This window comes from Pseudothauera nasutitermitis, assembly GCF_004801295.1.
Taxonomy (GTDB): Bacteria; Pseudomonadota; Gammaproteobacteria; order Burkholderiales; family Rhodocyclaceae; genus Pseudothauera; species Pseudothauera nasutitermitis.
Genome location: NZ_SSOC01000004.1, coordinates 20418 through 47248, shown reverse-complemented (window position 1 = coordinate 47248; position 26831 = coordinate 20418). Strand labels below are relative to the sequence as shown.

Sequence of the window (26831 nt, the reverse complement as noted above, 5' to 3'; positions counted from 1 at the left end):
GCCCGCCGGCGGCAACTGGCATTCCACGCCCATGAACCCTTGCAAGGAGACAGCCGTGCCCGGTTTGCTTCCCGACCTCGATCCGGACGGACTTCTGGAGTATTCGGTGGTGTTTACCGACCGCTCGCTCAACCACATGTCGCAGGCCTTCCAGGGCGTGATGCGCGACATCTCGGCCACCCTCAGGCGGGTCTACAACGCCCGCGCGGTGGCCCTGGTGCCCGGCGGCGGCAGCTACGCGATGGAAGCGGTGGCCCGCCAGTTCGCCACCGGGCGCAAATGCCTGGTCATCCGCAACGGCTGGTTCAGCTTCCGCTGGACGCAGATCTTCGAGATGGGCGGCATTCCCGCCGAGGCCGCCGTGCTCAAGGCCCGCCCGCTCGGCGCGGGGCGCCAGGCCCCCTTCGCCCCGCCGCCGCTCGCCGAGGTGGTCGCGGCGATCCGCGAGCAGCGCCCGGACCTGGTGTTCGCCCCTCACGTGGAAACCGCCTCGGGCATCCTCCTGCCCGACGATTACCTGCGCGCGGTGGGCGAGGCCGTGCGCGAAGCCGGCGGCCTGTTCGTGCTCGACTGCGTGGCCTCGGGCACCGTGTGGGTGGACATGGAGGCGAACGCGGTGGACGTGTTGATCAGCGCGCCGCAGAAAGGCTGGTCGGCCTCGCCGGGCTGCGGCATGGTGATGCTCAACGCGCGGGCGCGCGAACGCATCGACGCCACCACCAGCACGAGCTTCGCCTGCGATCTGCGCAAATGGCTGCAGATCATGGAGGCCTACGAGCACGGCGGGTTCGCCTACCACGCCACCCTGCCCACCGACGCGCTGGCGCGCCTGCGCGACACCATGCGCGAGGCCGAGGCGGTGGGCTTCGAGACCCTGCGCGAGCGCCAGTTCGCCCTGGGCCGCGCGGTGCGCGCGCTGCTCGCCGCGCGCGGCTTCCGCAGCGTGGCGGCCGACGGCTTCGAAGCGCCCGGCGTGGTGGTGGCCTACACCGACGACGACGGCGTCCACAACGGCAGCAAATTCATCGCCGCCGGCCTGCAGATCGCCGCCGGCGTGCCGCTGCAATGCGACGAAGGGCCGGACTTCAAGACCTTCCGCCTCGGCCTGTTCGGCCTGGACAAGCTGGCGGACATCGAGCGCACGGTGGGGCACCTGGCCGGCGCGCTGGATCGGCTGGGTTGACGGGTTCCGGCGGGGAAAGGGGGCGCGGCCGCCGGAAACACATGACCGCCCCCTACCCCGCCCTCGCCACCCACCTGCGGTAGATCGGCCCGGTGCCCAGCACCACGAACAGCATGCGCATGACCTGCATGGCGGTGACGATGGGCACGCCCAGGCCCAGCACCTTGGCGGTGATGGTCATTTCCGCGATGCCGCCGGGCACCAGGGCGAGGATCAGCGTCGGCGCGGGCAGCTCGACCAGATGCGCCACGCCCCAGCCCAGCAGCGCGGAGGCGCCCATGAACAGCAGCGAGGAAACCGTCGCCACCGCCAGCAGGCGCGGCGCCGAGCGCAGGAAATCGGGCCGGTACTTGTCGCCCAGCGACCAGCCGATGCACAACTGCCCGGCCCACGACACCCACTGCGGCAGGGCCGACAGGCGCAGGTCGAACAGCGTGACCAGCATGGCGAAGGCCATCGGGCCGAGCATCCAGGCGTTGGGCAGGCGCAGCTTCTGGAACAGCCAGCCGCTGGCCCAGGCGCCCAGCACCAGCCAGGCCAGGCCGGGCCAGCGCAGCTCGCGCACGTCCGGCAGCACGTCCCCGCCATGGTCGCCGAACCAGCGGAAGGCGAACGGCACGACCACCACCACCAGCAGCACGCGCATGCTGTGGGCGGAGGCCACCTGGTCCACGCGGGCACCGTGCCGGGCCGCCATGTTGGCCATTTCGCTGGCGCTGCCGATGGCGGCCGCGAACCATGCGGTGGACACATCGAGCCCGGCATAGCGCCGGTAGGCCCAGCTGCCGATGCACGCCAGCAGCAGGGCGTAGGTCATGCCGAGCACGATCAGCGCCCAGTGCTGGGCCACGCTGGCGGCCACCTGCGGGGTGAAGTACAAGCCCAGCGACACGCCGATCACCCAGCGCCCCAGGCGGTTGACCGGGGACGGGCAACGGCTGGCGACGCCGGACAGGCGGGTCGCGGCGGTCAGGATCAGCGGGCCCAGCAGCCAGGGCAGCGGCACATCCAGCCACAAGGCCAGCGCGGCACCGAACAGGGCGACGCACAGGCCCAGCAGGCACCGCCACGCGTTTTTCATCTATTTCCCTGCCTCTCGAAAAAACAAGCCGGCGGGATGCAGCATCCCGTCGGCTCCGCGTTTCCATATACCACTCATCTCCTCATCGGCGCCGCTGCGGCCTCCTACTCGGCAATCTCCGGCAGCAGGCTGCGCTTCTTCCAGCGCCGGTACAAGGGCGGAAGCAGGATCACGCCCAGCGACAGCACCCAGAACGCCACGCTCACCGCGCTGGAAAACAGAATGACCACGTCGCCGTCGGAGATCGCCAGCGCGCGGCGCAGGTTCTGCTCCATCAGGTTGCCGAGGACCACCCCGAGGATCAGCGGGGCCATGGGCATGTGCGCCTTGCGCAGAAAATAGCCCACCAGGCCGATCCCTGCCACCAGCAGCAGATCGAAGCGCGTGGCGTTGATCGAATACACGCCGATGATGCTCACGCACACGATGCCGGGCACCAGCAGCCAGGGCGGCACGGACAGGATGCTGGCGAACACCCGCACCATGGGCACGTTCATGATGAGCAGCATGACGTTGGCCACCAGCAGCGAAGCGATCAGCCCCCACACCAGCTGCGGCTGGGCGTCGAACAGCACCGGCCCGGGGGTGATGTTGTACAGCGTCAGCGCCCCCATCATCACCGCGGTGGTGCCCGAGCCGGGCACGCCGAGCGTGAGCATGGGGATGAACGAGCCGGTCGCGGAGGCGTTGTTGGCCGACTCCGGCGCGGTCAGGCCGCGCATGTCGCCCCGGCCGAACTTGGCGTCCGGATCGCGCTGTTCGGTGATGCGCTTCTCGTTGGCGTAGGCGATCGCCGAGGCCACGCTGGCGCCCGCACCCGGCAGCACCCCCAGGCCGAAGCCGGTCAGGCTGCTGCGCACCACGCTGGGCAGGGTGAAGCGGAATTCCGCGAAATTGAACAGCTTGCGCCCGCTCTTGGGCACCTTGACCGACAGGCCGCCGACCACGTGCTCCAGCATCTGCAGCATCTCGCTGATGGCGAACAGCGCGATCACCACCACCACGAAATCGATGCCGTCGGACAGATTGGGCGAATCGAAGGCGAAGCGATAGACGCCGGAATTGGCATCCACCCCCACGGTGGAAATGGCCAGCCCGATCATCGCCGCCAGCACGCCCTTCACCGGCTCGCTGCCCAGCAGCCCGGTCAGGCAGCAGAAGGCGAACACCATCAGCACGAAATACTCGGCCGGCCCGAACGCCAGCGCCCAGCGCGCCAGCAGCGGGGCGAAGATGACGATGCCGAAGAAGGCCACCAGCGAACCGAAGAACGACGCCCAGGCGGACAGCGACAAGGCCACGCTGCCCAGCCCCTGGCGGGCCAGCGGATAACCGTCCAGGGTGGTCATCACCGAGGCCGCCTCGCCCGGCACGTTGATCAGGATGGAGGTGATGCGCCCGCCGTATTCGGCCCCCACGTAAACCGCGGCGAGCAGGATCAGCGCCGTCTCCGGCGGCAGGTTCATGGCGAAGGCCACCGGAATGAGCATCGCCACCCCGTTGATCGGCCCCAGCCCCGGCAGCACCCCGACGATGGTGCCGAAGAACGAGCCGATGGCCGCCACCAGCAGGTTCAGCGGGGTGAATGCCACGCCGAAGCCCTGGGAAAGATGTTCCAGCACGCCGTTCATAGCCATGCTCCCAGCAGGCCGACCGGCAGGACCACGTCCAGCACCCGGTCGAACAGCACGAACAGCAGCACCGAGCCCGCCACCCCGCCGATGGCCGGGCCCACCCAGCCGCCGCCGAACAGGCGGCCGACCAGCAGGGTCATCAGCGCCGTGGCGATGATGAAGCCCGCCCACTGGAACACCAGGGCATAGCCCACGATCACGCCGAACATGGCGGCGATGCGCGTGTTGGCGCCCGGCGGGTTGGCCGGCGCCTGCCCGCCGCCGCGGATCGCCAGCCGCAGGCCGCACAGCGCCATGACCGCCGCGATGAGCAGCGGAAACGCGCGCGGCCCGAGCGGCTCGTAGGAAAAAGGCGCCTGCAGGTCATGGCCCTGCCAGATCATCATCGCCGCCAGCGCCAGCGCGGCAATGCCCAGTATGCGATTGTTCATGTTCGTGTCCCGTCGGAAAATGCGCGCCGCGCCGTCCCGCGACGGCCTCGCGCGGGCGGCGTGCGGGGCGCGGCTGCGCCCTGCGCGCGAAGTACGGAAGTCCCGCCGGCTGCGGCGGAAGGAGAGAACCGGGGACCGGCCCGCCGGTCAGTTCACCAGGCCGAACGAGCGGGCCAGTTCGCCGTACTGGCGGACCTGCTCCTTGACGTAGGCGTCGAGCTCGGGCCCGGTCAGGCTGAACGGGAACAAGCCCTGCTGGGCCTGCAGCCGGGCGAACGCCTCGCTGCCCATGGTCTTTTCGAACGCCTCCACCCACCACTGGTAGTCCGCGTCCGACACCTTGGGGCCGAGATAGAAGCCGCGGATGATCGGCCATTCGATGTCGTAGCCCTGTTCCCTGGCGGTCGGCACGTCGGCCAGGCGGCCGGGCAGGCGCTCGCTGTGGAACACCGCCAGAATCCTGATCGGCGCCCCCCCTTCCAGCGTGGTGACGGCCTCGGCGGCATCGCCCATGTAGGCCTGGATGTGATTGCCGCGCAGCGCGGTGATGCCCTCGCCGCCGCCTTCGAAGGCCACGAAGCGCATGCGCTTGTAATCGACGCCGGCGGCCTTGGCGGTCAATGCGGCCTTCATCCAGTCCTGGCTGCCCACGGTGCCGCCCGCGCCGAACACCACCTTGGCGGGGTCCTGCCTGAGCGCCTGCATCAAGTCGTCCAGGGTCTGGTAGGGCGAATCGTCGCGCACCACGGCCACACCGTAGTCGGCGCCGACGGCGGCCAGCCAGCGTACGTCGTCCACCGTGTAGCGGCCGAACTTGCCCTGGGCCAGATTCAGCAGCGAACCGCCGGAGAAGGCAACGATAGACCCCCCTTCGGCGGGGCGCTGCGCCACGATGGTGTTGTAGGCCACCGCGCCCACGCCGCCCGGCATGTAAACGATGCGCAGTGGATTCTTCAGCGCGCCGCTTTCCTGCAGCGCGGCCTGGGTCAGCCGGCAGGTCAGATCGAAGCCGCCGCCCGGCTGGGCGGGCGCGATGCACTCGGGCCGGCGCGGCTCGGCCTGCGCGGCGACGCTGGCCGAAGCCAGCACGGCCGCCCCCAGGCAGGCGGCGGCAAAAGCCCGCCCCGGCAGGCGGCGGGTGAACGCAAGGGATGCGGAAAGCATGGTTGTCTCCTGTAGGTTTTGTATTTATGCGCGCCCGCCGTTCGGGGGTGGATGCGCGCAAGGCATACTAGCTACGGAGGGCTTTCAAACTGCTTTCAGTCACCCCGGCGGGCGCCGGCCGGTTTTCAGGGCCCCGGTGCGCGCAGGATCAGGGTATCGCCGCGCTGGGTGAATTCCAGGTGCTTGAGCACGCTCATGCCCAGCAGCACCTGGTCGTCGCGCATGCCGGGGTTGAGGTGGCCGCGCACCTCGCGGGCGAGGAAGGGGCCCAGGCCCAGTTCATCGATGCGCGTGGCGCGCACGGTGACCGCGCCGTTGGCGGTCATCACCTGGGCCGGCGCGCCCGGCGCGAGGCCGAGCGCTTCGCCCAGATGGGCGGGCACCGAAACCTGGGTGGCCCCGGTATCGAGCAGGAACACCACCGGCCGGCCGTTGATGGTGCCCGGCGCCACGTAATGCCCCATGCGGTTGCGCTGCAGCACCAGCTCGGTGCCGCTGCCCGGGGTGACGGAAAGATCGCGGTTGGGATTGTGGCGCTGCTCCAGGCGCTCGCTGAAGAACAGCCACAGCACGCCGAGCAGCGCCAGCGCGCCCAGCCACAGCATGACGCGGCCGAGGCCGCGGGTGGTGTGCTCGGGGGACTGGCTCATGCGTGCTTCCCTCCGTAAGAAATCCTCAGCCCAGCACCTGCCCATGCTCGCGGGTGGCATGAAAGCCCACCTTGGGCCACTTTTCCATGGTCACTTCCAGGTTGTAGCGGCTGCTGGCGAGATACACTGGGTTGCCGTCCACGTCCTTGCCCAGGCGCATCACCTGCTCGCGCTCGAAATTGCGCCGCGTGAGCTCGTCCGGAAAGGTCAGCCAGCGCGCGGTGTGGATGTCGGCGGATTCGAAGATGGCGTCCACCTTGTACTCGTCCTTCAGGCGCTGGGCGACCACCTCGAACTGCAGCACGCCCACGGCGCCCAGCAGCATGTTGCCGCCTTCCAGCTCGAAGACCTGGATCGCGCCTTCCTCGCCGAGTTCCTGCAGGCCCTTCTGCAACTGCTTGGACTTGAGCGGATCGCGCAGGCGGGCGGCGCGGAACAGTTCCGGGGAGAAGTAGGGGATGCCCTTGAAGCCGAGGTTCTCGCCCTCGCTCAGGGTGTCGCCGATCTGCAACTGGCCGTGGTTGTGGATGCCGATGATGTCGCCGGCCACGCCGTCGTCCTTCAATACCCGTTCATTCGCCATGAAGGTGAGCGCGTTGGCGAGCTTCATCTCGCGCCCGGCGCGCACGTGCCTGACCTTCATGCCGGAGCTGTAGCGCCCCGAGCAGATGCGGAAGAAGGCGATGCGGTCGCGGTGCTTGGGATCCATGTTGGCCTGGATCTTGAACACGAAGCCGGAGAATTTCTCCTCGGCCGGCTGCACCATGCGCGTGTCGGCGCCGCCGGTGCCGGCCACCCGGGCCTGCGGCGGCGGCGCCCAGTCGATCAGCGCCTGGAGGATTTCCTGCACGCCGAAGTTGTTGATCCCCGAGCCGAAGAACACCGGGCTTTGCCGGCCGGCGAGGAATTCGTCGAGTTCGAAGGGGGTGGAGGCGCCCTGGATGAGTTCCACGTCTTCGCGCAGCTGGCCGACTTCCATGGGGAACAGGGTGTCGAGCTGGGCGTTGGTGAGACCCTGGATGATCTCCGCGTCGGTGCGCTTTTCCTGGCCGGCGGTGAAGCGCAGCACGCTGTCCCGCAGCAGGTGGTACACGCCGTGGAAGGCCTTGCCCATGCCCAGCGGCCAGGTCACCGGCGCGCACTGGATCTTCAGCACGTCCTCGATCTCGGCGAGCAGGTCGAAGGGTTCGCGCACCTCGCGGTCGAGCTTGTTGATGAAGGTGATGATGGGCGTGCTGCGCAGGCGGCACACGTCGAGCAGCTTGATGGTCTGCGTTTCCACGCCCTTGGCCGCGTCGATCACCATCACCGCCGCATCCACGGCGGTGAGCACGCGGTAGGTGTCTTCGGAGAAGTCTTCGTGGCCTGGGGTGTCGAGCAGGTTGATGGTGTGTCCGGCGTAGTCGAACTGCATCACCGAGCTGGTCACCGAGATGCCGCGCTGCTTTTCCACCTCCATCCAGTCCGAGGTGGCGTGGCGCGCGCTCTTCCTGGCCTTCACCGTGCCGGCGAGCTGGATCGCGCCGCCGAACAGCAGCAGCTTTTCGGTCAGCGTGGTCTTGCCGGCGTCGGGGTGGGAGATGATGGCGAAGGTGCGGCGCTTGGCGACGTCGCGCAGCAGTTCGGGCGGGTAGGGAGTGGCGGCGGTGTCGGTCATCGGTGGGCGTGGCGGAAAAAGCGAAACCGCCGGCCGGCGGCGAAGGCTGCGCGGTCAGGCGGTGCAGGGCAGGCGATTTTATCAGGGAATCAGTGGATTAGCGCCCGCTGGCGGATTGGGCGGAAGAGGCTCCACAATTGTGGATGCGCGGCGGGCGGCGTAGAGTTCTCCGTTCCGTTGCAGTGCACCACCGAGCGCGCCGATGTCCGAATTCCTCCAGGTTCTCGCTTTTTCCTTTTCCGTCACCGGGCCGATCTTCGTGCTGCTGGCGCTGGGGGTGCTGTTGCGGCGCACCGAAATGCTCACCGACGCATTTGTGGATACCGGCTCGCGCCTGGTGTTCAACGTCATGCTGCCGGCGCTGCTGTTCATCAGTGTGGCGGCCAATCCGCTGGAGGAAACGGCCAACCCCGGACTGGTGATCTTCGGCTTGCTGGCCACCCTGGTGGCCTATCTGATCCTGGAGTTCCTGGCGGCCCGTTATGTGCAGCCCGCGCGCGACCGGGGCGTGGTGGTCCAGGGGGGATTCCGCGGCAACCTGGCCATCATCGGCCTGGCCTACTGCATGAATGCCTATGGCGATGTGGGCGTGGTGACCGCCTCGCTGTACGTGGGCATGGTGACCATTCTGTACAACGTGCTGGCGGTCATCACCCTGCAGCGTTCACTGGCACGCGAGGGCGGCGGCTGGCTGCGCATGCTGCGTGGCATCGCCCGGAATCCGCTGATCCTCAGCATCCTCGCCGGACTGGCGGTTGCCGGCACCGGCCTGCCCTTGCCCAAGGTGATCGAACAGTCCCTCCGCTACCTGGCCAACGTGACCGTGCCGCTGGCCCTGTTGTGCGCCGGTGCGTCGCTGGATTTCCGCAGCATGCGCAGCGAATTCGGCAGCGCGCTGTTCGCCAGCGTCGCCAAGCTGGTGGTGGTGCCGCTGTTCTTCGTGCTGGCCGGGGTGGCGGTGGGTTTCCGCGGGGTGGAACTGGGGGTGCTGCTGCTGCTGTCCTCGGCGCCCACGGCGGCGGCGAGCTACGTGATGGTGCGCGCGATGGGCGGTAACGCGACCCTGGCGGCCAGCATCATCGCGCTGACCACCGCCGGTTCGCTGGTCGCCACCAGCGTGGCGGTGACCATCCTGCGTGCGGCGGGACTGATCTGAACGCGTTCAGGCGTGTACCGGCCTGATCTTGCCGGCGGCCCGCTTCGCACGCTCGCGCGCCTGTTCCACGTTTTCGCCGTTGGCCACCGCCACACCCATGCGGCGCTTGCTGAAGGACTCCGGCTTGCCGAACAGGCGCAGGTCGCTGCGCGGCACGGCGAGCGCTTCGGCGATGCCCTCGAAGGCGATGCCGGTTTCGTCCAGCCCGCCGTAGATCACCGCCGAGGCGCCGGGCTCGCGCAGCGCGACGTCCACCGGCAGGCCGAGGATGGCGCGCGCGTGCAGTTCGAATTCGGAGAAGCGCTGCGAGCACAGTGTGACCAGGCCGGTGTCGTGCGGGCGCGGGCTGACCTCGGAGAACCACACCTGGTCGCCGCGCACGAAGAGTTCGACGCCGAACACGCCGCGTCCGCCCAGGTTGCCGGTGACCGCCGCGGCGATCTCCTGCGCGCGGGCCAGCGCGGCCGGGCGCATGGGCTGCGGCTGCCAGGATTCGACGTAGTCGCCGGAGACCTGCAGGTGGCCGATGGGCTCGCAGAAATAAGTCTGCACCGTGCCGGCGGCGTCGCGGGCGCGCACGGTGAGCAGGGTGATCTCGAACTCGAAATCGACGAAGCCCTCGACGATGACGCGGCCCTGGTTCACCCGCCCGCCGGCGGCGGCGTAGTCCCAGGCCTTGTTCACGTCGTCCGGCCCGCGCAGCGTGGATTGGCCCTTGCCGGAAGAGGACATCACCGGCTTGACGATGCAGGGGTAGCCGATGCCGCCGTCGATGGCGGCCCGCAGTTCTTCCAGCGAACTGGCGAAGCGGTAGGACGAGGTGGGCAGGCCGAGCTCCTCGGCGGCGAGGCGGCGGATGCCCTCGCGGTTCATGGTGAGCTGGGTGGCGCGCGCGGTGGGGATGACCTCGGCCAGCCCGGCGGCCTCGATCTCGGCCAGCATGTCGGTGGCGATGGCCTCGATCTCGGGCACGATCAGGTGCGGGCGTTCGGCTTCCACCAGCGCGCGCAGCGCGGCGCCGTCGGTCATCGGGAGGACGTGGGCACGGTGGGCGACCTGATGGCCGGGCGCGTCGGGGTAGCGGTCCACCGCGATCACCTCGACGCCGAGACGCTGCAGGGCGATGACCACTTCCTTGCCGAGTTCGCCGGCGCCGAGCAGCATCACGCGCAGCGCGCTGGAGGAAAGCGGGGTGCCGAGTTTCATCGTGTGGGTCCTTGCCATGCGGTGCCGAAGGCGCAGTGTACTGCGATCAGGGCGGGAACAGCACCGGCAGCAGGACCACGCAGATCACCAGCACGATCAGCGTGAAGGGCACGCCGATGCGCACGAAGTCGGTGAAGCGGTAGTGCCCCGGGCCGAGCACCAGGGTGTTCACCGGCGAGGACACCGGGGTCATGAAGGCTGCCGAGGCGGCTAGCGCCACGGTCATCGCGAAGGGGTAGGGCGAGGCGCCGAGCTGCTGCGCCAGGCCGATGCCGATGGGCGCCATCAGCACCGCCGTGGCGGTGTTGGAGATGAACAGGCCGACCACCGCGGTGAGCACGAACAGCACGGCCATCACCGCGCGCGGCGAGGCTTCGCCGGTGAGGCCGAGCAGCGCGGAGACGATCACGTCGATGCCGCCGGTCTTCTGCAGCGCGGTGGCGAAGGGCAGCATGCCGATGATCAGGATCAGGCTCTGCCAGTGGATGGAGCGGTAGGCGCTGTTGAGGTCCAGGCAGCGCAGCGCGCCCATCAGCAGGCAGCCGATCAGCGCGGCGATGACATTGGGCACGCTGCCGGAAATCATCAGTCCCACGGTGATCGCCAGCGCGAGCAGGGCGTGCGGCGCGCGGCTGGCGGCCGGCGCGGCCTCGTCGATTTCCGCCGGCAGGGTGAGCACCAGGAAGTTCTGCGGCTGGGTGTGCAGCAGGCGGATGGCCTTCCAGGTGCCGGCGATCAGCAGGGTGTCGCCCATCTTCAGCTTTTCGCGCAGGATGTCGTCTTCCAGCGGTTGGCCGTTGCGCCGCACACCCATCACGTTGATGCCGCGCTGCGAGCGCATGCGCAGCTCCAGAATGGAGCGGCCGATGAGCGTGGAGCCGGGCGGCAGGGTCACCTCGGCCAGGCCCAGTTCGCGCGACATGTCGGTGAAGTAGTCGTTCTTGAACACGCGGTCCTGCAGGCGCATGTCGGTGGTGAAGCGTTCGATGTTCCCGGCGGGGCAGGTGAAATCCACCAGCAGGATGTCACCGGCGAGGATTTCGCGGTTGGCCGAGGTGGTCAGCATGATCCGGCCGAACTGGCGCTGGCGCTCGATGGCGATGATGTTGGCGCCGTGGCTGGCGCGCAGCTGCAGTTCGCCCAGGGTGTGGCCGATCATCGGCGAGCCCTGGGCCACCATCATGCGGCGCACGCGGTTGAGCAGACGGTAGTCCTCAGCCAGCTCGCGCAGCCGGCGGCGGCGTCCGTTGCGCTCTGGTTTGGGATCCGGCTTGTCGGCCAGCCAGCGCCGGGCGACCAGCATGTAGGCCACCCCGACCGCAAGCACGGCCAGCCCGGCCGGGGTGAAGTCGAAGAACGCGAAACCCTCGAAGCCGTTGCGTTCCAGTTCGCTGCTGACCACCAGGTTGGGCGGTGTGCCGACCAGGGTGAGCATGCCGGAGATCAGCGCGGCGAAGGCCAGCGGCATCATCAGGCGCCCGGGGCTGGCGCCGATGCGGTTGGCCACGCTGAGCGCCACCGGGATGAAGATGGCCACCACGCCGGTCGAACTCATCACCGAGCCCAGCCCGGCCACCGCCAGCATCAGCAGCACCAGCAGGCGGGTTTCGCTGCTGCCGGCGGTGCGGATCAGCCAGTCGCCGACGCGGTAGGCCACGCCGGTGCGCACCAGTCCTTCGCCGATGATGAAGAAGGCGGCGATGAGGATCACGCTGGGTTCGCTGAAACCGGCCAGGGCCTCGTTGACCTCCAGCACGCCGCTGACCACCAGGGCGAGCATGGCGGTGATCGCCACCACGTCCATGCGCGGGCGGTTGGCGATGAAGGCCGCCACGCAGGCGGCCAGCAGGGCGAAGACCCACAGCATTTCAAGGTTCATGGGGCACGCGGTTTTGCAGGAATGGAGAGCATGATGGGGTGACGGCGGGTATGTTAACGGCTAACCGTTACCGCCCGGGTACTCATTCCGGGGCGAAGGGCCGGCGCGCGGGAATCTTTCCGCGCCTCCGGCACTCAGACACCTTCCCGCGCGGGCCATCCGCCCGCAGGGCGAACGAACAAGGACAGCACACGATGGATCCCAGATTCCGCCAGACCCCGCCTTTCGGCCGCATCCCGCTCAACGGCGGCGCGCCGCTCAGCCTGTGGCAGAAGCTTGTCGCCGTGATCGTCGGCGGCGCCATGTTCGTGCTCGCGCTGATGTTCTCGGTGGTGCTGTTTGCCGCGGTGGTCGCCGTGGGCGTGGTGGTGTGGGGCTGGCTGTGGTGGAAGACCCGCGCGGTGCGCAGGCAGATGCGCGAGATGGCCGGGAATGCGCCGCCGCGCCCCGGGCAGGCGGACGGTGGCCTGGTGATCGAGGGCGAGGTGATCCGCGAGGTGCGCACGGAGGAAGAGCCGCCGCGTCCGTGAGGCGCCGCCGCCGTGGCAGCAGGCAACCGCGCCCCAGATTTCCCAGGGGTGCAAGCCCCACGCAGCGGCCTCAGCGCGGCGCCGGCACCATGCGCGCTTCGCGTTCGCGTGTGCGCCATTCCATGAAGCTCTTCAGCAGCAGCGTGACCAGCGCCATGCACGCCAGCAGCGAGGCGGCGGTGAACGCGGCGGCGGTCTTGTAGTCGTTGTTGAGTTGTTCGACCAAGAGCGGCAGGGTCAGCGTCTGGTTCATGATGGTGCCGGAGACCACCGCCACCGCGCCGAATTCGCCCACCGCGCGGGCGTTGGTGACCACCACGCCGTTGAGCAGCGCCCATTTGATGCGCGGCAGGGTGATGCGGCTGAAGATCTGCCAGCCGCTGGCGCCCAGCGTGAGCGCGGAGTATTCCTCGTCGGTGCCCTGGGCCTGCATCAGCGGAATGAGGATGCGCGCCACGTAGGGCGAGGTGACGAAGATGGTCACCAGCACGATGCCCGGCCAGGCGAAGATGACCTGCACACCCTGCTCGGACAGCCAGCGCCCCAGCGTGCCTTCCACGCTGTAGACGATCATGTAGCACAGCCCGGCGACCACCGGCGACACCGCGTAGGGGATGTCCACCAGTGTGGTGAGCAGCCTGCGCCCGCGGAATTCGTAATGCGTGATGCACCAGGCCAGCAGGATGCCGAAGGCCAGGTTGATCGGCACGGTGAGCCCGGTGGCCAGCAGGGTGAGGCCGATGGCGTGGCGCATGTAGCGCTCGTCCAGGTTGGCCAGCAGCAGGCTCCAGCCGCCGGACAGCGCCTGGCTGAAGATCAGGATGAGCGGGACGACCAGCAGCAGCCCGGCGGCGATGATGCCGAGTGCGATGAGCAGCCATTGATGCCAGGAATCCGGGCGCTTCATCGCATCACCCTCTGCCACGGGAACAGCCGGCCCTGGATCAGTTGCAGGACGAACAGCATGAGCAGCGAGGCCAGCAGGATCACCGAGGCGATGGCCGAGGCTGCCGGGTAGTCGAACTCCTGCAGGCGCACGAAGATCATCAGCGACGACACTTCGGTGCGGAACGGCATGTTGCCGGCGATCATGATCACCGCGCCGAACTCGCCCAGGCTGCGGATGAAGGCCTGGGAGGTGCCGGCCACCAGCGCGGGCACGATGGTCGGCAGGGTGATGCGCCAGAAGGTCTGGAAGGCGGTGGCGCCCAGCGAGCGCGCGGCCTCCTCGCATTCCTTGTCGCCTTCGAGCAGCACCGGCTGCACCGTGCGCACCACGAAGGGCAGGCTGGTGAAGGTCATGGCGATGACGATGCCGGGGTAGGCGTAGGCGATCTTGATGTCGTGGGCGGCGAAGAACTGGCCGAACCAGCCGCCCGGAGCGAACAGCACCGCCAGGGTCAGCCCGGCCACGGCGGTGGGCAGGGCGAAGGGCAGATCGACCAGCGCGTCGATGATGCGCCGGCCGGGGAATTCGTAGCGCGTGACGATCCACGCCAGCAGCAGGCCGATCAGCGCGGCGGCGATCGACGAATACAGCGCGCCGGTGAGCGTCACGCGGTAGCTGGCGACCACGCGCGGGTCGCTGATCGCCCGCCAGTACTGCGCCCAGCTCAGTTCGGCGACGTGGGCCAGCAGCGCCGACAGCGGGAACAGGATGATCAGCGAGACGAACAGCGTGCTGAGGCCGAAGCTGATCCCGAACCCCGGCATGACCGGCGTCTGTTGGAAGAACCAGTGTCTTCTGGCGGAAACGGTGGACGGCATGTGCGAAGGGGCGGTGATGCGGAGCGCAAAAACGCGAACCGTACCACTCCCCGTGGGTCAGCGGTACGGTTGCGGGTTTCCTGCTGCCGGTGACCCGTCCGGGCGACCGGCATTCGGGGAGCTTACGGCTTGCTGGCCAGCAACTGGTCCAGCGTGGCGTTGGGGGCGAAGTGCTTCGCGGTGATGTCTTCCCAGCTGCCCAGCACGTCGTTGGGGTTGATCAGGCGCACTTGCGGGAACTTGCTGGCGGTGGCGGTGACCACTTCCGGGTGATGCACGCGGTAGTTGAAGGTGGTCAGCAGCTCCTGGATTTCCTTGGTGTATTGGAACTCCAGGAAGGCGGCGGCCAGCTTGCGGGTGCCCTTTTCGTCGACCACGCGGTCCACCACGGCCACCGGGAACTCGGCCAGCACGCTGACCGGCGGCACGACGATCTCGTACTGGCCGGACTTGAACTCGTCGCTGTTGGCGATGTTGACCACTTCCGATTCGAAGGTCAGCAGCGCGTCGCCCTGGCCGTTCTGCGCGAAGGCCACGGTGGCGCCGCGCCCGCCGGTGGGGAAGTTCTCCACGTTGTGCAGCAGCTTGCCGACGAATTCGCGGGTCCTGGCCTCGTCGCCGTTGAACTTCTCGTTGGCGTACAGCCACGCGGCCAGATAGCTGTAGCGCGCGTTGCCGGAGGTCTTGGGGTTGGGGAACACCAGCTTCACGTCCGGGCGCACCAGGTCGTCCCAGGTCTTGATGTTCTTGGGGTTGCCCTTGCGCACCAGGAAGGCGGTGGTGCTGTAGTACGGCGAAGCATTGTTGGGAAAGCGCTGGGCCCAGTCCTTGGCGACGAAGCCGCGCTGCACCAGCACGTTGATGTCGGTGACCTGGTTGAAGGTCACGGTATCCACCTTCTTGCCCTGGATGATGTCCTGCGCCTGGCGCGAGGTGCCCTGGAAGGACTGGTCGATGACCACGGTTTCGCCGGTCTGCTGCTTCCAGTGTTCGACGAACTTGGGATTGATGGCGCCGAACAGTTCGCGCGCGATGTCGTAGGAGGCGTTGAGCAGCGGCGGGCTGGACTGCGCGGCGGCGAACCCGCTGGCGAATACGGAAGCGCCCAGCGCGGCGCCCAGAATCAGTTTCTTCAGCATGATCGATCGGTTTCCTTGTCGGTTCTCATTGGGGAGACGGACCGGGCATGCACCCCGCCCGCCGCCACCGGCTCATCCGGCATGGGAGACAGTGTGCGGGCAGTTCTTTGTGAATAATACTGATAAGAAGTGATTTCTTAAGTCTATTTTTTTATATGGATTGTCGCCCGGTTTGCCGGCGGGCACGAAGGCATCCGTCGGGCAAGCCGTTCAACCGAGGCGGCACTCGGTGGCCAGCGGCTTCTGCGTGCGGCCGTCGAGCAGCACGCTCTTCCACGGCAGATCGATCCACACCAGGCCGCTGTGGTTGTTCTCGAAGCGCGGCAGGCCGGAATAGGACGGGTCGCGTTCGAGCACGTGGTGCTGGCCGCGCCACAGCACCGTCACGCGCCGATCGCGGTTGTGGTCGTGCTCGCGCTGCACGCCTACCCGCACGCCCTGGTCGCAGGCATAGCTGCCGCTGGCCAGCTTGAATTCCAGCTGGCCGTCCGGGGTGCCGGGCGGGACTTCGACGACGGAAGGCAGATCGGCGGGGTGGCTCATGCAGGCGCCGAGCAACAGCGCGGGGAGCACGGCGGCCAGGTGGCGGGAGATCTTCATGGGGAACGGCTCGGCAGGAGAAGGAACGACAGGTCGTAAGGTAACCCAGCCGTGGCCGGGTGGTGCCCGAGATGCGTGGCGAAGTGTTGCCGAGCCCTGCCCGGGGCCGACCGGACGCCGGCGTGCACGCCGGGGATCGTGTCAACACGCCCCGGGGTTTAGCATGGAGGCTCCGCCTGTCCGGAGGACACCATGACCGCAGCCACTCTTCCCCGCCGCATCGCCCTGGTCGCGGTACTGCTGGCGGTTGCCGCGCTGGCCTGGCTGAAGCCGCTCGACCAGCTCGCCGAACGCTATGCAGAAGAAGGCCTGAAGCGCGCCGTGGCCAGCTTCGCCACCGCGCGCGCGCTCAACGCGGTGATCTCCGTGGTGCAGGGTACCGAGGTGAGCGGCAGCATGGTGGTGGGCATCACCCTGACCCCGGGCCAGGTGCTGGACCCGCTCAACCAGCTCGTCGAACAGTTCTCCACGCTGATGCTGGCGGCCAGCATCGCCTTCGGCGCCCAGCTGCTGCTGATGAAGATCGGCGCCTCCTGGGCGGTCAGCCTGGTGCTCTGCGTGGCGGCGGCGTGGCTGGCCTGGCTGGTCCTGAAAGGCCGCCCGCCTTCGCGCTGGCTGCTGCGCGGCTTCGTTGCCCTGCTGCTGGTGCGCTTCATCGTGCCGCTGGCCTCGCTGGGCAGCGAGGCCGCCTACCATGCCTTCATGGCCGACGAATACCAGGCCCGCCAGGCCAGTCTGGAGCAGGTCGACCAGGGCCTGCTCAGCCTCGATGCCGAGGAGGGCGGCACCGGCGTGTGGGAGATCGGCAAGCAGGTGGACCGCCTGAAAGCCGCCATCGGCAAGCTGAAGGACACCGCCGACCGCATCGTTGACGATGTGGTGCGCATCATCGTGGTCTTTCTGCTGCAGACCCTGGTGCTGCCGCTGCTGGTGATGTGGGTGCTGCTCCGGGTCGGGCAGGGATGGATGAGGGGGCCGCAGGCGCCGTAGCGGGGCGGCGAAATCCGCCGGGCGGCGCGGCACCGATCGAGGGGGCGTGGCGCTTCGGCTTCTATAATCGTTCGTATCACCAGGAACCGAACTCCCGCGCCATGTTGTTTCACGCCGACCTGCACGTGCATTCCAAGCATTCCCGCGCCACCAGCCGCGACCTGGACCTGGAGCATCTGGCCTGGTGGGCGGCGCGCAAGGGCATCGCCGTGGTCGCCACCGGCGACTGCGTCCATCCGGCCTGGCTGGCGGAGATGAAGGACAAGCTGGTGGCCACCGGCGACGGCCTGTTCGCCTTGCGGCCGGAGATCGAGGCCGAAGTCCTGAAGACCCTGCCGCCGAGCTGCCGTACACCGGTGCGCTTCATGCTCTCCACCGAGATCTCGACGATCTACAAGAAGGGTGAGCGCACGCGCAAGATCCACCACGTGGTGTATGCGCCCGATTTCGCCACCGCCGACCGGCTGGCCGCCAGCCTGGGGCGGATCGGCAATATCGCCTCCGACGGACGACCCATCCTCGGCCTCGATTCGCGCGACCTGCTGGAGGTGGTGCTGGAATCGGGGCCGCAGGCCTATCTGGTGCCGGCGCACATCTGGACGCCGTGGTTCGCCGCGCTCGGCTCGCAGTCCGGCTTCGATTCGATCCAGGAATGCTACGGCGACCTGGCCGGGCACATCTTCGCGGTGGAAACCGGCCTGTCGTCGGACCCGGAGATGAACTGGCGGATATCCTCGCTCGATGGTTTCCGCCTGATTTCCAACTCGGACGCCCATTCGCCGTCCAAGCTCGGCCGCGAGGCCACGCGCTTCGCCGGCACGCCAAACTACTACGCCATGCGCCGCGCGCTGGAGACCGGCGAGGGCTACGTCGGCACGGTGGAATTCTTCCCCGAGGAAGGCAAGTACCACCTGGACGGCCACCGCGCCTGCAACGTGCGCCTCGATCCGCAGGAGACACTGGCCCACGGCGGGCTGTGCCCCGTGTGCGGCAAGCCGGTGACGGTCGGCACCGCGCACCGCATCGAAACGCTGGCCGACCGCAAGGTCGGCATTCCGCCGCCGACCGCCGGCACGGTGACCAGCCTGGTGCCGCTGCCCGAGATGCTCGCCGAGATCCTCGGCAGCGGTGTCGCCTCGCAGGGCGTGACGCGCGAGTACGACCGCGTGTCGGCCGCGCTCGGGCCGGATTTCGCCATCCTGTGCGAGACACCCATCGACGACATCCGCCGCGTGCACCCGCTGCTCGGCGAGGCGGTGGAGCGGCTGCGCGCCGGCCGCGTGATCCGCGAGGCCGGCTACGACGGCGAATACGGCGTGATCCGCCTGTTCGAGGACGGCGAACTGAAGCGCTTCAGCCACGGCGACCTGCTGTTCGACCTGCCGCTGCCTCCGCAGGCCGCGCCAACCCCCGCGCTGAGGGTGGCCGAAGCAGCGGCGGAGGCGCCGGCGGCCGCGCCGCCCTTGCCCGCGCCGTCCGGCCTGAGCGGCATCCTCGCCGCGCTCGATGCCGATCAGGCCCGCGCCGCAGCAAGGGTGGACGGCCCGCTGATCGTCACCGCCGGCCCCGGCGCCGGCAAGACGCGCATGCTGACCCATCGCCTCGCCCACCTGATCCTGGAACGCGGCGTACCGGCGCCGGCCTGCCTGGCGATCACCTTCAGCCGCCGCGCCGCCGGGGAACTGCGTGAGCGCCTCGCCGCGCTGCTGCCGGCCGATGCCGGGGAATGCGCGATCCACACCTTCCACTCGCTCGGCCTCGCCTTTTTGCATGCAGAGGGCGCGGCGGCCGGCCTGCCGGCGGATTTCCGCATTGCCGACGAGCGCGAGCGCGCCGCCGCGCTCGCCGCCGAACTCGGTGTCAGCAACGCCAAGGCCGCGCGCCTGCTGAAAGCCGTCTCGCTCGCCAAGCGCACCGGTGCGCCGCCCGCCGACGAGGAAAGCGCCGCCGCGCTGGCCGCCTGCCGCCGGCTCGGCGAGGCCGGCCACTGGGTGGATTTCGACGATCTGGTCAGCCTGCCGGTGGACATCCTGGAACGCGACCCGGCCGTCGCGGCGCGCTGGCAGCAACGCTTCCGCCATATCTGCGTCGACGAGTTCCAGGATCTGGACGCGCGCCAGTACCGCCTGCTGCAACGGCTCGCCCCGTCGGCCGCCAGCGTCTGCGCAATCGGCGACCCGAACCAGGCGATCTACGGTTTCCGCGGTGCCGACGCCACCCTGTTCGCCCGCTTCGCGCAGGACTTCCCTGGCGCCGGCACGCTGCGCCTGGGCCGCAACTACCGCTCCACCGCCCATATCGTCGGCGCCGCCGCGCAAGTGATCGGCAGCGGCACGCCGGACGACGCCACCCGGCCGCCGGGCGAACCCCTCACGCTCTATGTCGCCCCGGACGAGCGCGCGGAAGCGGATTTCATCGCCGCCAGCATCGAAAGCCTGCTTGGCGGCCACGACATGCTCGCCGCCAACCGCAAGGGCGCCGCGCTGGCTGGCGCAGATGGCGGGCGGCCGCTCGGCTTCGCCGATTTCGCCGTGCTCTACCGCACTGACGCCCAGGCCGCCGCGCTGCGCGAGGCCTTCGACCGCGCCGGCATCCCGCACCGGAAAAGCTCGCCCGCGCCCATCGCCGGCCATGCCATGGTGAACGCCCTGCTCGATGCCCTGGCGCAGCAAGGCGCGCAGCAGCAGACCACGCCCCTGCCCGAGCGCCTCGCCAGTGCCGTCGAGCAGTTGCGCCAGGAACAGGACGCCGCTGGCCAGGCCGCGCTCGCCGAGGCCCGCCGCTGGCTCGCCACGCTGGCCGCGGATGCCGACGAAGCGCAGCTGCGCGAACGGGTCGCGCTATGCACCGAGGCCGATTTCTGGGACGCGCGCGCCGAGCGCGTCTCGCTGCTGACCATGCACGCCGCCAAGGGGCTGGAGTTCGCGGTGGTGTTCGTGGCCGGCGTCGAGGACGGGCTGGTGCCCTTTTCGTGGGGCCCGGCGGACGCCGAAGCCGGCGTCGACGATGGCACGGTGACCGAGGAGCGCCGCCTGTTCTACGTCGCCCTGACCCGCGCCAGAGACCGGCTGTTCCTCACCCGCGCCCGCGAACGCCTATGGCGCGGCCAGCGACGCGCGCTGCCGCCCTCGCCTTTCCTGGCGGACATCGCCCCGGCGCTGCTGCGCGAGCAGAACGCCCCGCCGCGCAAGGTGAACGCGGAGCAGCGGCAGTTCGATTTGTTCTGAAGAGGACTTGCCCCACCCGCCCCACGGCTCAACGCAATTGATCGCGGACGGCCTCGGCCAATGCCCGTACCGACAGCGGCGCGCTGCCCTCGGACTTGTTGCTGAGGGTCACGAAGGCATTCTGGCCGGCGCCGACGGTGCCCGCGATCACTCGCGCCAGCGCGGCGCGGGTATCCGGGTCCGGGTCCTGCAGCCGGTCGTAGGGCGCATACTGGCGACGCGCCTGCTCGTAGCCGAAGGCGCCGTGCAGCGGGTTGAGGTTCCAGCGGCACACCAGCGGCCCCGGCCACAACGCGCGCAGGATGGGGAGCTGTTCGGTGATGCGCGGCATCTTGGCGTGCAGGCCCATGCAATAGGTTGCGCCACCGTCGCGCAGCGCCTGCGTGAATGCCGGTACGAGCCACTGCGGATCGCGTACCTCCACCGCCACCACGCCGTCGGGCGCGGCCCCGCGCAGCGCGGGGATGGCCGCCAGCATGGCATGCAGACGCCCGACCAGTTCCGGGATGCGCGCCAGCCACGCCGGCGGCAGCGGGCTGATCTGGAATACCAGCGCGCCGAGCTTGTCTCCCAGGCCGGCCAGCGCAGGCTCGACGAAATCGCGTACGGCCGGGCCGGCGGCCAGAAAGTCCGGATTGGGTTGCCGGCCTCGTCCGGATTCGTCGCGCAGCAGCGCATCGGTCACCCGGTTCGGCGCCTTCACCACGAAGCGGAAATCCGCCGGCACCTGCGCCGCGTAGGCGGCGAACTGGGCAGCGCTCAGCGGCCGGTAGAAACTGCGGTCGAGGCCGACCGTGCAAAACAGCGGATGTTGCGCATACGCCGGCAGGCCGTGGCGCGACAGCAGCGCATCCGGGTAGCCCCGCTTCCACACCAGGCCGGCCCAGCCAGGGTAGTTCCACGACGAGGTGCCGAAGCGCAACTGCGCCGGCAGCACCCCGGCCAGGCTGCGCAGCGCCGGATCGGGCACTGCGGCCTCGACCACGGGCGGCGCCCCTGGTCCGCTATCGGGAAAAAGCGAGTTCTGCATGGGTCGGGCGGGTGGCGTTGGGGGCGTGCGGTGCGGCGCACCGGTTTACCGCGATGCGTGCGATTGTAAGTCGCTGCGCCGCGCACGGCTTGCTTCAACGGCCGGCGATGGCGGGGCTGGCGCAGCTGGTGCCTTTCGTGGTGCTGACAGCGTAGCCGCATCATCGCTCCGTGCTAGCAGGATGCTGAGAAACCCTGTTCCTTGCCCGCATATCAGTCAATGCGCGCTGACTGTTTTATGGCCCACACTGCGGGCACTGATGAAGGCCAGTATCCATGCTGCCAGTGCAGTCACCAGCAAGAATCCCAGCCACGCATTCGCCCCGACTGGCGCCAGAGCGCCGGCCAGCGGCGTGGCAAGTGAGCCGATGATGTGTGTACCGGAACCCAGCAGCGCAGCGGTGGCACCCAATGAGCGTTCCTGGGAGGCCATCGCAATCGACATCAATGGCGGTTCTGCCATACCCAAGCCGAACACCGCGATGAACAGCCCCGGGACGATGCCGTAGAGCCCGACACCTGCCAGCACGGCAAGTAGTGCCAAAGCTGCACCGCCGCCCATGATGGCGACCCCGACCAGCGCCGGCAGGCCCGCCGAGCGTGTGCGAGCCAAGCGGCTGCTGGTCATGGCGCCCAGCATCATCGCAGCGCCTGTGCCGCCGAATACGAAGCCGAAGACGTCCGAACGCAGGCCGTAGCCGGCCTGGTACACATAGGACGCACCACCGACGTAGCCGAACAGGAAGAAAAAAACGGCCGCCAGGGCCAGTGCCGGAACAATGAATCGTCGATCGGCAAGCAGACGCCGATAGGTGCGAAATACGCTACCCAGCTTCAACGCCACACGCTTCTCGTCGGCCAAGGTTTCCGGCAAATTGACGGCGGAGTTCAGCAAAGCCAGCGCACCGATGATGGCCAGCGCCAGCATCACCGCACGCCACCCGAACTGCACGTCGATGACGCCGCCGACAGCCGGTGCCAGGATCGGGGCTGCACCCTGGATGGTCACCAGCAAGGCAAAGAGCTGGGTGGCACGGGCACCGCTGGCGATGTCACGCACCGAACTCATGGCTGTGACCAGCACCAGTGCTGCGGACAGTCCCTGGAAGAAGCGGGCATACAACATCGCGCTCATCGACGTGCTGGCGGCTGCCCATAACGAGGCCAGAATGAACATCAGCAAGCCCGCCAGTAGCGGACGCCGGCGTCCCAACGCGTCGATCACCGGCCCAAATACGACTTGTCCCGCGCCCATTGCCAGCAGGAACACCGTCAGCGTCAACTGCATGGTGGCGTAGTCGGTGTTCAGGTCTTTCGTCATCTGCGGCATGGCCGCCAGATACATGTCGATGGCCGCGGGCCCCAGGATCGTGATGAGGGCCAGGGACGCGGCCGTTTTCATTCCGACGGTTTGCTGTTGGGTATCCATAGTCATGAACGACGCTCACCTGCACGATGCACTTCCAGCGCATGAGAGGATATTCACATACGCTGCGCATGTCAGTCTCGATCATATTGACGTGCGCGACGTATGTCAATTAACATACGTCGCGCATGTTGTTGAAAAAGGAAGGGCTGTGATGCAGCAACAACGCCGCACCCGCGCCGAGATGATCGAAGAAACCCGTGCCAAGCTGGTGGCAACGGCACGGCGCGCATTTGCCACCCAAGGCTTCGCCCACACCTCGATGGACGATTTCACCGCCGCCGCTGGCCTGACGCGGGGGGCGCTCTATCACCATTTCGGCAGCAAGGAAGGGCTGCTGATCGCGGTCATCGAGCAGGTCGAGGCCGAGGTCGGCGAACGCCTGCAAGCCGTTTCGGATGCCGCCCCTTCGCCCTGGGAAGGTTTCCGCCGCCGTTGCCGCACCTATCTGGAACTGGCGCTGGAGCCGGAGATCCGCCGGATCATCTTGCAGGATGCGCGCGCAGTCTTCGGCGATGTGCCGCAAGCCGCGCAATCGGTGGGCATTGCCGCGCTGCAAGCCTCGCTGGACGGGTTGATTGCCGAAGCTGCCGTGGCCCCGCTGCACACGGGCGTGACGGCCCGCATGATCTATGGCGCGGTGACGGAAGCGTCTTTCTGGATTGCCGAAACGGATGGCGACCATGAAGCACGTTTGGCCCAGGCGCTCGAAGGCCTGGAGCGTCTGCTCGGCGGCCTGCGCATCCGCTGACCACCCTCGTTTACCGTCTTCTGGGGGAATACAAGATGCAATGGCGTAATACCGCAACCAGCTTTGGCATTCTTGCCAAATTCTTCCATTGGACGAGCGCGGCCGCGTTCATTGCCGCCTACATCGTCGTTTATTACGTCATCTGGTTCATGGACGACACCTCGCCGGAATCCTGGCCTGTGCTCAATATTCATTGGGCGCTGGGCCTGCTGGTTGGCTTCCTGGTGTTACCCCGGTTGCTGTGGCGACTGCTGAACGTGCAGCCCGAAGATCCGCCCGGTTCGGCGCTGGAGCACTGGCTTGCGCATGCGGCGCATTGGGGGCTGTATGGCCTGCTCATCGTGATGCCGCTGACCGGCTATCTCGGCACCGGCGCACCGACCGACTTCGGGCTGTTCAGCGTGACGGGCTTCGACGAAACCGCGCTGTTCGCCTGGATCAGCAGCGCCTTCGATTTGAGCTATGAAGCGTTCGAGGCTCCCATTGATGTTGTCCATCACTTCCTCGGCAAATGGGTTGCCTGGGTCGTGGTCGGCCTGCATGTGGCCGCTGCGCTGTTCCATCATTGGGTACGCCGCGACAACGTGTTGACGCGCATGTTGCAGTGGTCAGGAGCATCGAAGGCTGCATGAATCAGGGGCGGCCCGGCGGGCCAGGAGAGTTCATCACTGCGCTGGACGATGACGCCCCCGGCCCGCGCCGAGCCATCAGCGGGGGCCGGAGGCTTTCACCTGTTGCGGGCGCCTGCGGCGTCACACATCGATGTTCTGCGCATACAGCGCATTGCCCTCGATGAACGCCCGGCGGGGCTCCACGTTGTCGCCCATCAGCGTGGTGAAGATCTCGTCCGCCGCGATGGCGTCGTCGATCTGCACGCGCAGGAGCCGCCGCACCGCCGGGTCCATGGTGGTTTCCCAGAGCTGTTCGGGGTTCATTTCACCCAGGCCCTTGTAGCGCTGCTTGGTGAGGCCGCGTTCGACCTCGGCGAGCAGCCAGCCGATGGCGTCGGCGAAGCGGGTGACCGGCTGGCGCTTGTCGCCGCGGCGGATTTCGGCGCCGGGGCCGATCAGGCCGGCGATGGCTTCCGATGCGTTGCGGATGCTGCGGTAGTCGCCGGAGACGAGGAAGTCTTCTTCGATCCAGCCGGACTTGATGTTGCCGTGGTGCATGCGCTCGATGATCAGGCGCCAGGCTTCGCTTTCGTCGTGGAATTCGGCGCGGATGCTGATGCCTTCCGGCAGGTGGGCGGCGATGCCGCTGGCGGAGGCCCGCGCGGCGGCTTCGTCGGCCAGGCTGACTTCCAGGTTGTGCGCCAGCATGACCTGCAGCACTTCGGGGTCGATCAGGCTGGACAGCCGGCGGGTGACCGCCTCGGCGAGCAGGTAGCTGCGCGCGAGGCCGCCGAGCGCTTCGTCGACGATGGGGTTGGCGCCTTCGGCAGGGACCAGGGCGGCGCCGTCCAGGGCGAGCTTGAGCAGGTGGTTGTTGAGCTCGTGGTCGTCCTTGATGTAGAGCTCGGTCTTGCCGTGCTTGATCTTGTAGAGCGGCGGCTGGGCGATGTAGATGTGGCCGCGCTCGGCCAGTTCCGGCATCTGGCGGTAGAAGAAGGTGAGCAGCAGGGTGCGGATGTGGGCGCCGTCCACGTCCGCGTCGGTCATGATGATGATGCGGTGGTAGCGCAGCTTCTCGGGCTTGTAGTCGTCCTTGCCGATGCCGGTGCCCAGCGCGGTGATCAGCGTGGCGATTTCCTGGCTTTGCAGCAGTTTGTCGAAGCGCGCCTTTTCGACGTTGAGGATCTTGCCCTTGAGCGGCAGGATGGCCTGGAATTTACGGTCGCGGCCCTGCTTGGCGGAGCCGCCGGCGGAATCACCCTCGACCAGATAGAGTTCGGACAGCGCGGGGTCCTTTTCCTGGCAGTCGGCGAGCTTGCCGGGCAGGCCCACGCCGTCCAGCACGCCCTTGCGGCGGGTCATCTCGCGCGCCTTGCGGGCGGCGTCGCGCGCGCGCGCGGCTTCGACGATCTTGTTGCAGATGGTGCGCGCGTCGATGGGATTTTCCAGCAGGAAGTCGGTGAGCTTGCCGGCGACCACTTCCTCCACCGCCGGGCGGGCCTCGGAGGACACCAGCTTCATCTTGGTCTGGCTGGCGAACTTGGGGTCGGGCATCTTCACCGACAGCACGCAGGCCAGGCCTTCGCGCATGTCGTCGCCGGTGATGTCCACCTTGGCTTTCTTGGCGATCTCGTTTTCTTCGATGTACTTGTTGATGACCCGCGTCATCGCCGCGCGCAGGCCGGTGAGGTGGGTGCCGCCGTCGGACTGCGGGATGTTGTTGGTGAAGCACAGCACCTGTTCCTGGTAGCTGTCGTTCCACTGCATGGCGACTTCCACCGAGAGTTCGGCGTCGTGGCCGGCGCCGGTGGGGATGCGGGTGTTGCCTTCGGCGTGGAACACCGTGGGGTGCAGCACGGTCTTGGTGCGGTTGATGAATTCGACGAAGCCGCGCACGCCGCCGGCGAAGGCGAAGTCCTCTTCCTTGCCGGTGCGCTGGTCGAGCAGGCGGATCTTCACGCCGTTGTTCAGGAAGGACAGCTCGCGCAGGCGCTTGGCGAGGATTTCGTAGTGGAATTCGACCACGCCGAAGATTTCGTCGTCGGCGAGGAAGTGCACCTTGGTGCCGCGCTTGGTGGTGTCGCCGACGACGCGAGCGGGGCTGACTTCCACGCCATCGACCACTTCGATGAGGCGGTTCTGCGGCGCGCCGCGTTCGAATTCGATGAGGTGCTTCTTGCCGTCGCGCGCGATGGTCAGGTGCAGCCACTTGGACAGCGCGTTCACGCACGAGACGCCCACGCCGTGCAGGCCGCCGGAGACCTTGTAGCTGTTCTGGTTGAACTTGCCGCCGGCGTGCAGCACGCACATGACGATTTCGGCGGCGGAACGCTTGGGTTCGTGCTTGTCGTCCATCTTCACGCCGACCGGGATGCCGCGCCCGTTGTCGGTGACCGAGATGGAGTTGTCGGCGTGGATGGTGACCACGATGTCGTCGCAGTGGCCGGCCAGCGCTTCGTCGATGGCGTTGTCGACCACCTCGAACACCATGTGGTGCAGGCCGGTGCCGTCCGAGGTGTCGCCGATGTACATGCCGGGGCGCTTGCGCACGGCTTCCAGCCCTTCGAGCTGCTGGATGCTGGATTCGTCGTAGTCGTTGCCGGGGGAAGCGGGCGGGTTTTGCGGTTCGGACATGGTCATCTCGGGTGATTCATAAAGAACGCGCCCCCGGTGACGGGGGCAGAACGCCCGGCAGGGCCGGGCGCGCGGTCGGCAGAGCA

General features: G+C 68.1%; 22 protein-coding genes. 7 read left to right on the top strand and 15 right to left on the bottom strand.

Annotated features, from left to right (window positions below; translation table 11 throughout):
- The first annotated feature begins 55 nt into the window (after positions 1-55).
- The gene (locus E6C76_RS10620) at positions 56-1183 is read left to right on the top strand and encodes an aminotransferase class V-fold PLP-dependent enzyme (protein WP_136348232.1); all 1128 of its coding nucleotides are present in this window, start codon (positions 56-58) and stop codon (positions 1181-1183) included.
- A 52-nt stretch (positions 1184-1235) separates the two neighbouring features.
- Here the strand turns inward: E6C76_RS10620 and E6C76_RS10615 are convergent, their stop codons facing one another.
- From E6C76_RS10615 to E6C76_RS10590, 6 genes are all read right to left on the bottom strand, one after another.
- Complete coding sequence (locus tag E6C76_RS10615; RefSeq protein WP_136348231.1) at positions 1236-2264, bottom strand: AbrB family transcriptional regulator; 1029 nt, start codon at positions 2262-2264, stop codon at positions 1236-1238.
- Between the two features lie 104 nt (positions 2265-2368).
- Positions 2369-3895, bottom strand: a complete 1527-nt coding sequence (locus tag E6C76_RS10610) for a tripartite tricarboxylate transporter permease (RefSeq protein ID WP_136348230.1) — start codon at positions 3893-3895, stop codon at positions 2369-2371.
- The gene (locus tag E6C76_RS10605) at positions 3892-4329 is read right to left on the bottom strand and encodes a tripartite tricarboxylate transporter TctB family protein (protein WP_136348229.1); all 438 of its coding nucleotides are present in this window, start codon (positions 4327-4329) and stop codon (positions 3892-3894) included. The genes E6C76_RS10610 and E6C76_RS10605 overlap by 4 nt, the downstream gene beginning before the upstream one ends.
- 147 nt (positions 4330-4476) lie before the next feature.
- A complete protein-coding gene (locus tag E6C76_RS10600) occupies positions 4477-5493 on the bottom strand; it encodes a Bug family tripartite tricarboxylate transporter substrate binding protein (RefSeq protein ID WP_136348228.1) in 1017 nt (338 codons plus the stop codon).
- Between the two features lie 125 nt (positions 5494-5618).
- Entirely contained in the window at positions 5619-6143 is a 525-nt protein-coding gene (locus E6C76_RS10595) for a retropepsin-like aspartic protease family protein (protein WP_136348227.1), read from the bottom strand.
- A 25-nt stretch (positions 6144-6168) separates the two neighbouring features.
- Positions 6169-7800: a peptide chain release factor 3 gene (locus E6C76_RS10590; protein WP_136348226.1), complete on the bottom strand. Its 1632-nt coding sequence runs from the start codon at positions 7798-7800 to the stop codon at positions 6169-6171.
- 202 nt (positions 7801-8002) lie between these two features.
- Here E6C76_RS10590 and E6C76_RS10585 point away from each other — a divergent pair, with 202 nt between their 5' ends.
- The gene (locus tag E6C76_RS10585; protein WP_136348225.1) at positions 8003-8956 is read left to right on the top strand and encodes an AEC family transporter; all 954 of its coding nucleotides are present in this window, start codon (positions 8003-8005) and stop codon (positions 8954-8956) included.
- Positions 8957-8962: 6 nt separating this feature from the next.
- Here E6C76_RS10585 and purT read toward each other — a convergent pair whose 3' ends face one another.
- Both purT and E6C76_RS10575 read right to left on the bottom strand, forming a co-directional pair.
- Positions 8963-10162, bottom strand: a complete 1200-nt coding sequence (gene purT / locus E6C76_RS10580) for a formate-dependent phosphoribosylglycinamide formyltransferase (protein WP_136348224.1) — start codon at positions 10160-10162, stop codon at positions 8963-8965.
- A 46-nt stretch (positions 10163-10208) separates the two neighbouring features.
- Positions 10209-12041 (bottom strand): SLC13 family permease, encoded by a 1833-nt coding sequence (locus E6C76_RS10575; protein ID WP_136348223.1) that lies wholly within the window; start codon positions 12039-12041, stop codon positions 10209-10211.
- Between the two features lie 194 nt (positions 12042-12235).
- On the opposite strand from E6C76_RS10575, the gene E6C76_RS10570 reads away from it, so the two are divergent.
- Positions 12236-12571, top strand: coding sequence for a hypothetical protein (locus E6C76_RS10570; RefSeq protein ID WP_136348222.1), 336 nt, complete (start codon positions 12236-12238; stop codon positions 12569-12571).
- Positions 12572-12641: 70 nt separating this feature from the next.
- Here E6C76_RS10570 and cysW read toward each other — a convergent pair whose 3' ends face one another.
- The 4 genes from cysW to E6C76_RS10550 all read right to left on the bottom strand — a co-directional run bounded on the left by cysW (position 12642) and on the right by E6C76_RS10550 (position 16077).
- Positions 12642-13478: a sulfate ABC transporter permease subunit CysW gene (gene cysW, locus E6C76_RS10565; RefSeq protein WP_136348221.1), complete on the bottom strand. Its 837-nt coding sequence runs from the start codon at positions 13476-13478 to the stop codon at positions 12642-12644.
- Complete coding sequence (gene cysT, locus E6C76_RS10560; RefSeq protein ID WP_230976241.1) at positions 13475-14284, bottom strand: sulfate ABC transporter permease subunit CysT; 810 nt, start codon at positions 14282-14284, stop codon at positions 13475-13477. Before cysT ends, cysW begins: the two co-directional genes overlap by 4 nt.
- Before the next feature lie 176 nt (positions 14285-14460).
- The gene (gene cysP / locus E6C76_RS10555) at positions 14461-15477 is read right to left on the bottom strand and encodes a thiosulfate ABC transporter substrate-binding protein CysP (protein ID WP_136348219.1); all 1017 of its coding nucleotides are present in this window, start codon (positions 15475-15477) and stop codon (positions 14461-14463) included.
- 210 nt (positions 15478-15687) lie between these two features.
- Positions 15688-16077, bottom strand: coding sequence for a hypothetical protein (locus E6C76_RS10550; protein WP_136348218.1), 390 nt, complete (start codon positions 16075-16077; stop codon positions 15688-15690).
- A 192-nt stretch (positions 16078-16269) separates the two neighbouring features.
- Between E6C76_RS10550 and E6C76_RS10545 the strand changes: the two genes are divergently transcribed.
- Together E6C76_RS10545 and E6C76_RS10540 are read left to right on the top strand one after the other, a co-directional pair.
- On the top strand, positions 16270-17067 hold the full coding sequence (locus E6C76_RS10545) for a hypothetical protein (RefSeq protein WP_136348217.1): 798 nt from the start codon (positions 16270-16272) through the stop codon (positions 17065-17067).
- Between the two features lie 101 nt (positions 17068-17168).
- Positions 17169-20294, top strand: coding sequence for a UvrD-helicase domain-containing protein (locus tag E6C76_RS10540; RefSeq protein ID WP_136348216.1), 3126 nt, complete (start codon positions 17169-17171; stop codon positions 20292-20294).
- A 28-nt stretch (positions 20295-20322) separates the two neighbouring features.
- On the opposite strand, the gene E6C76_RS10535 is transcribed toward E6C76_RS10540, so the two are convergent.
- Positions 20323-21279, bottom strand: coding sequence for a DUF72 domain-containing protein (locus E6C76_RS10535; RefSeq protein ID WP_230976240.1), 957 nt, complete (start codon positions 21277-21279; stop codon positions 20323-20325).
- Between the two features lie 261 nt (positions 21280-21540).
- Positions 21541-22758: a multidrug effflux MFS transporter gene (locus tag E6C76_RS10530; protein ID WP_211090187.1), complete on the bottom strand. Its 1218-nt coding sequence runs from the start codon at positions 22756-22758 to the stop codon at positions 21541-21543.
- On the opposite strand from E6C76_RS10530, the gene E6C76_RS10525 reads away from it, so the two are divergent.
- Complete coding sequence (locus E6C76_RS10525; RefSeq protein ID WP_230976239.1) at positions 22757-23500, top strand: TetR/AcrR family transcriptional regulator; 744 nt, start codon at positions 22757-22759, stop codon at positions 23498-23500. The genes E6C76_RS10530 and E6C76_RS10525 overlap by 2 nt on opposite strands.
- Positions 23501-23535: 35 nt before the next feature.
- Positions 23536-24132: a cytochrome b gene (locus tag E6C76_RS10520; RefSeq protein WP_136348214.1), complete on the top strand. Its 597-nt coding sequence runs from the start codon at positions 23536-23538 to the stop codon at positions 24130-24132.
- A 120-nt stretch (positions 24133-24252) separates the two neighbouring features.
- Here the strand turns inward: E6C76_RS10520 and gyrB are convergent, their stop codons facing one another.
- Positions 24253-26745 carry a DNA topoisomerase (ATP-hydrolyzing) subunit B gene (gene gyrB, locus E6C76_RS10515; RefSeq protein ID WP_136348213.1) on the bottom strand — a complete coding sequence of 831 codons (2493 nt, stop codon included), beginning with the start codon at positions 26743-26745 and terminating at the stop codon, positions 24253-24255.
- Positions 26746-26831: the final 86 nt, after the last annotated feature.

Bases quoted from the DNA above. Each gene is read 5' to 3' on its own strand.
- E6C76_RS10615 (WP_136348231.1), bottom strand. From the start codon at position 2,264: ATGAAAAACGCGTGGCGGTGCCTGCTGGGCCTGTGCGTCGCCCTGTTC.
- E6C76_RS10610 (WP_136348230.1), bottom strand. From the start codon at position 3,895: ATGAACGGCGTGCTGGAACATCTTTCCCAGGGCTTCGGCGTGGCATTC.
- E6C76_RS10605 (WP_136348229.1), bottom strand. From the start codon at position 4,329: ATGAACAATCGCATACTGGGCATTGCCGCGCTGGCGCTGGCGGCGATG.
- E6C76_RS10600 (WP_136348228.1), bottom strand. From the start codon at position 5,493: ATGCTTTCCGCATCCCTTGCGTTCACCCGCCGCCTGCCGGGGCGGGCT.
- E6C76_RS10595 (WP_136348227.1), bottom strand. From the start codon at position 6,143: ATGAGCCAGTCCCCCGAGCACACCACCCGCGGCCTCGGCCGCGTCATG.
- E6C76_RS10590 (WP_136348226.1), bottom strand. From the start codon at position 7,800: ATGACCGACACCGCCGCCACTCCCTACCCGCCCGAACTGCTGCGCGAC.
- E6C76_RS10585 (WP_136348225.1), top strand. From the start codon at position 8,003: ATGTCCGAATTCCTCCAGGTTCTCGCTTTTTCCTTTTCCGTCACCGGG.
- purT (WP_136348224.1), bottom strand. From the start codon at position 10,162: ATGAAACTCGGCACCCCGCTTTCCTCCAGCGCGCTGCGCGTGATGCTG.
- E6C76_RS10575 (WP_136348223.1), bottom strand. From the start codon at position 12,041: ATGAACCTTGAAATGCTGTGGGTCTTCGCCCTGCTGGCCGCCTGCGTG.
- E6C76_RS10570 (WP_136348222.1), top strand. From the start codon at position 12,236: ATGGATCCCAGATTCCGCCAGACCCCGCCTTTCGGCCGCATCCCGCTC.
- cysW (WP_136348221.1), bottom strand. From the start codon at position 13,478: ATGAAGCGCCCGGATTCCTGGCATCAATGGCTGCTCATCGCACTCGGC.
- cysT (WP_230976241.1), bottom strand. From the start codon at position 14,284: ATGCCGGGGTTCGGGATCAGCTTCGGCCTCAGCACGCTGTTCGTCTCG.
- cysP (WP_136348219.1), bottom strand. From the start codon at position 15,477: ATGCTGAAGAAACTGATTCTGGGCGCCGCGCTGGGCGCTTCCGTATTC.
- E6C76_RS10550 (WP_136348218.1), bottom strand. From the start codon at position 16,077: ATGAAGATCTCCCGCCACCTGGCCGCCGTGCTCCCCGCGCTGTTGCTC.
- E6C76_RS10545 (WP_136348217.1), top strand. From the start codon at position 16,270: ATGACCGCAGCCACTCTTCCCCGCCGCATCGCCCTGGTCGCGGTACTG.
- E6C76_RS10540 (WP_136348216.1), top strand. From the start codon at position 17,169: ATGTTGTTTCACGCCGACCTGCACGTGCATTCCAAGCATTCCCGCGCC.
- E6C76_RS10525 (WP_230976239.1), top strand. From the start codon at position 22,757: ATGAACGACGCTCACCTGCACGATGCACTTCCAGCGCATGAGAGGATA.
- E6C76_RS10530 (WP_211090187.1), bottom strand. From the start codon at position 22,758: ATGACTATGGATACCCAACAGCAAACCGTCGGAATGAAAACGGCCGCG.
- E6C76_RS10520 (WP_136348214.1), top strand. From the start codon at position 23,536: ATGCAATGGCGTAATACCGCAACCAGCTTTGGCATTCTTGCCAAATTC.
- gyrB (WP_136348213.1), bottom strand. From the start codon at position 26,745: ATGTCCGAACCGCAAAACCCGCCCGCTTCCCCCGGCAACGACTACGAC.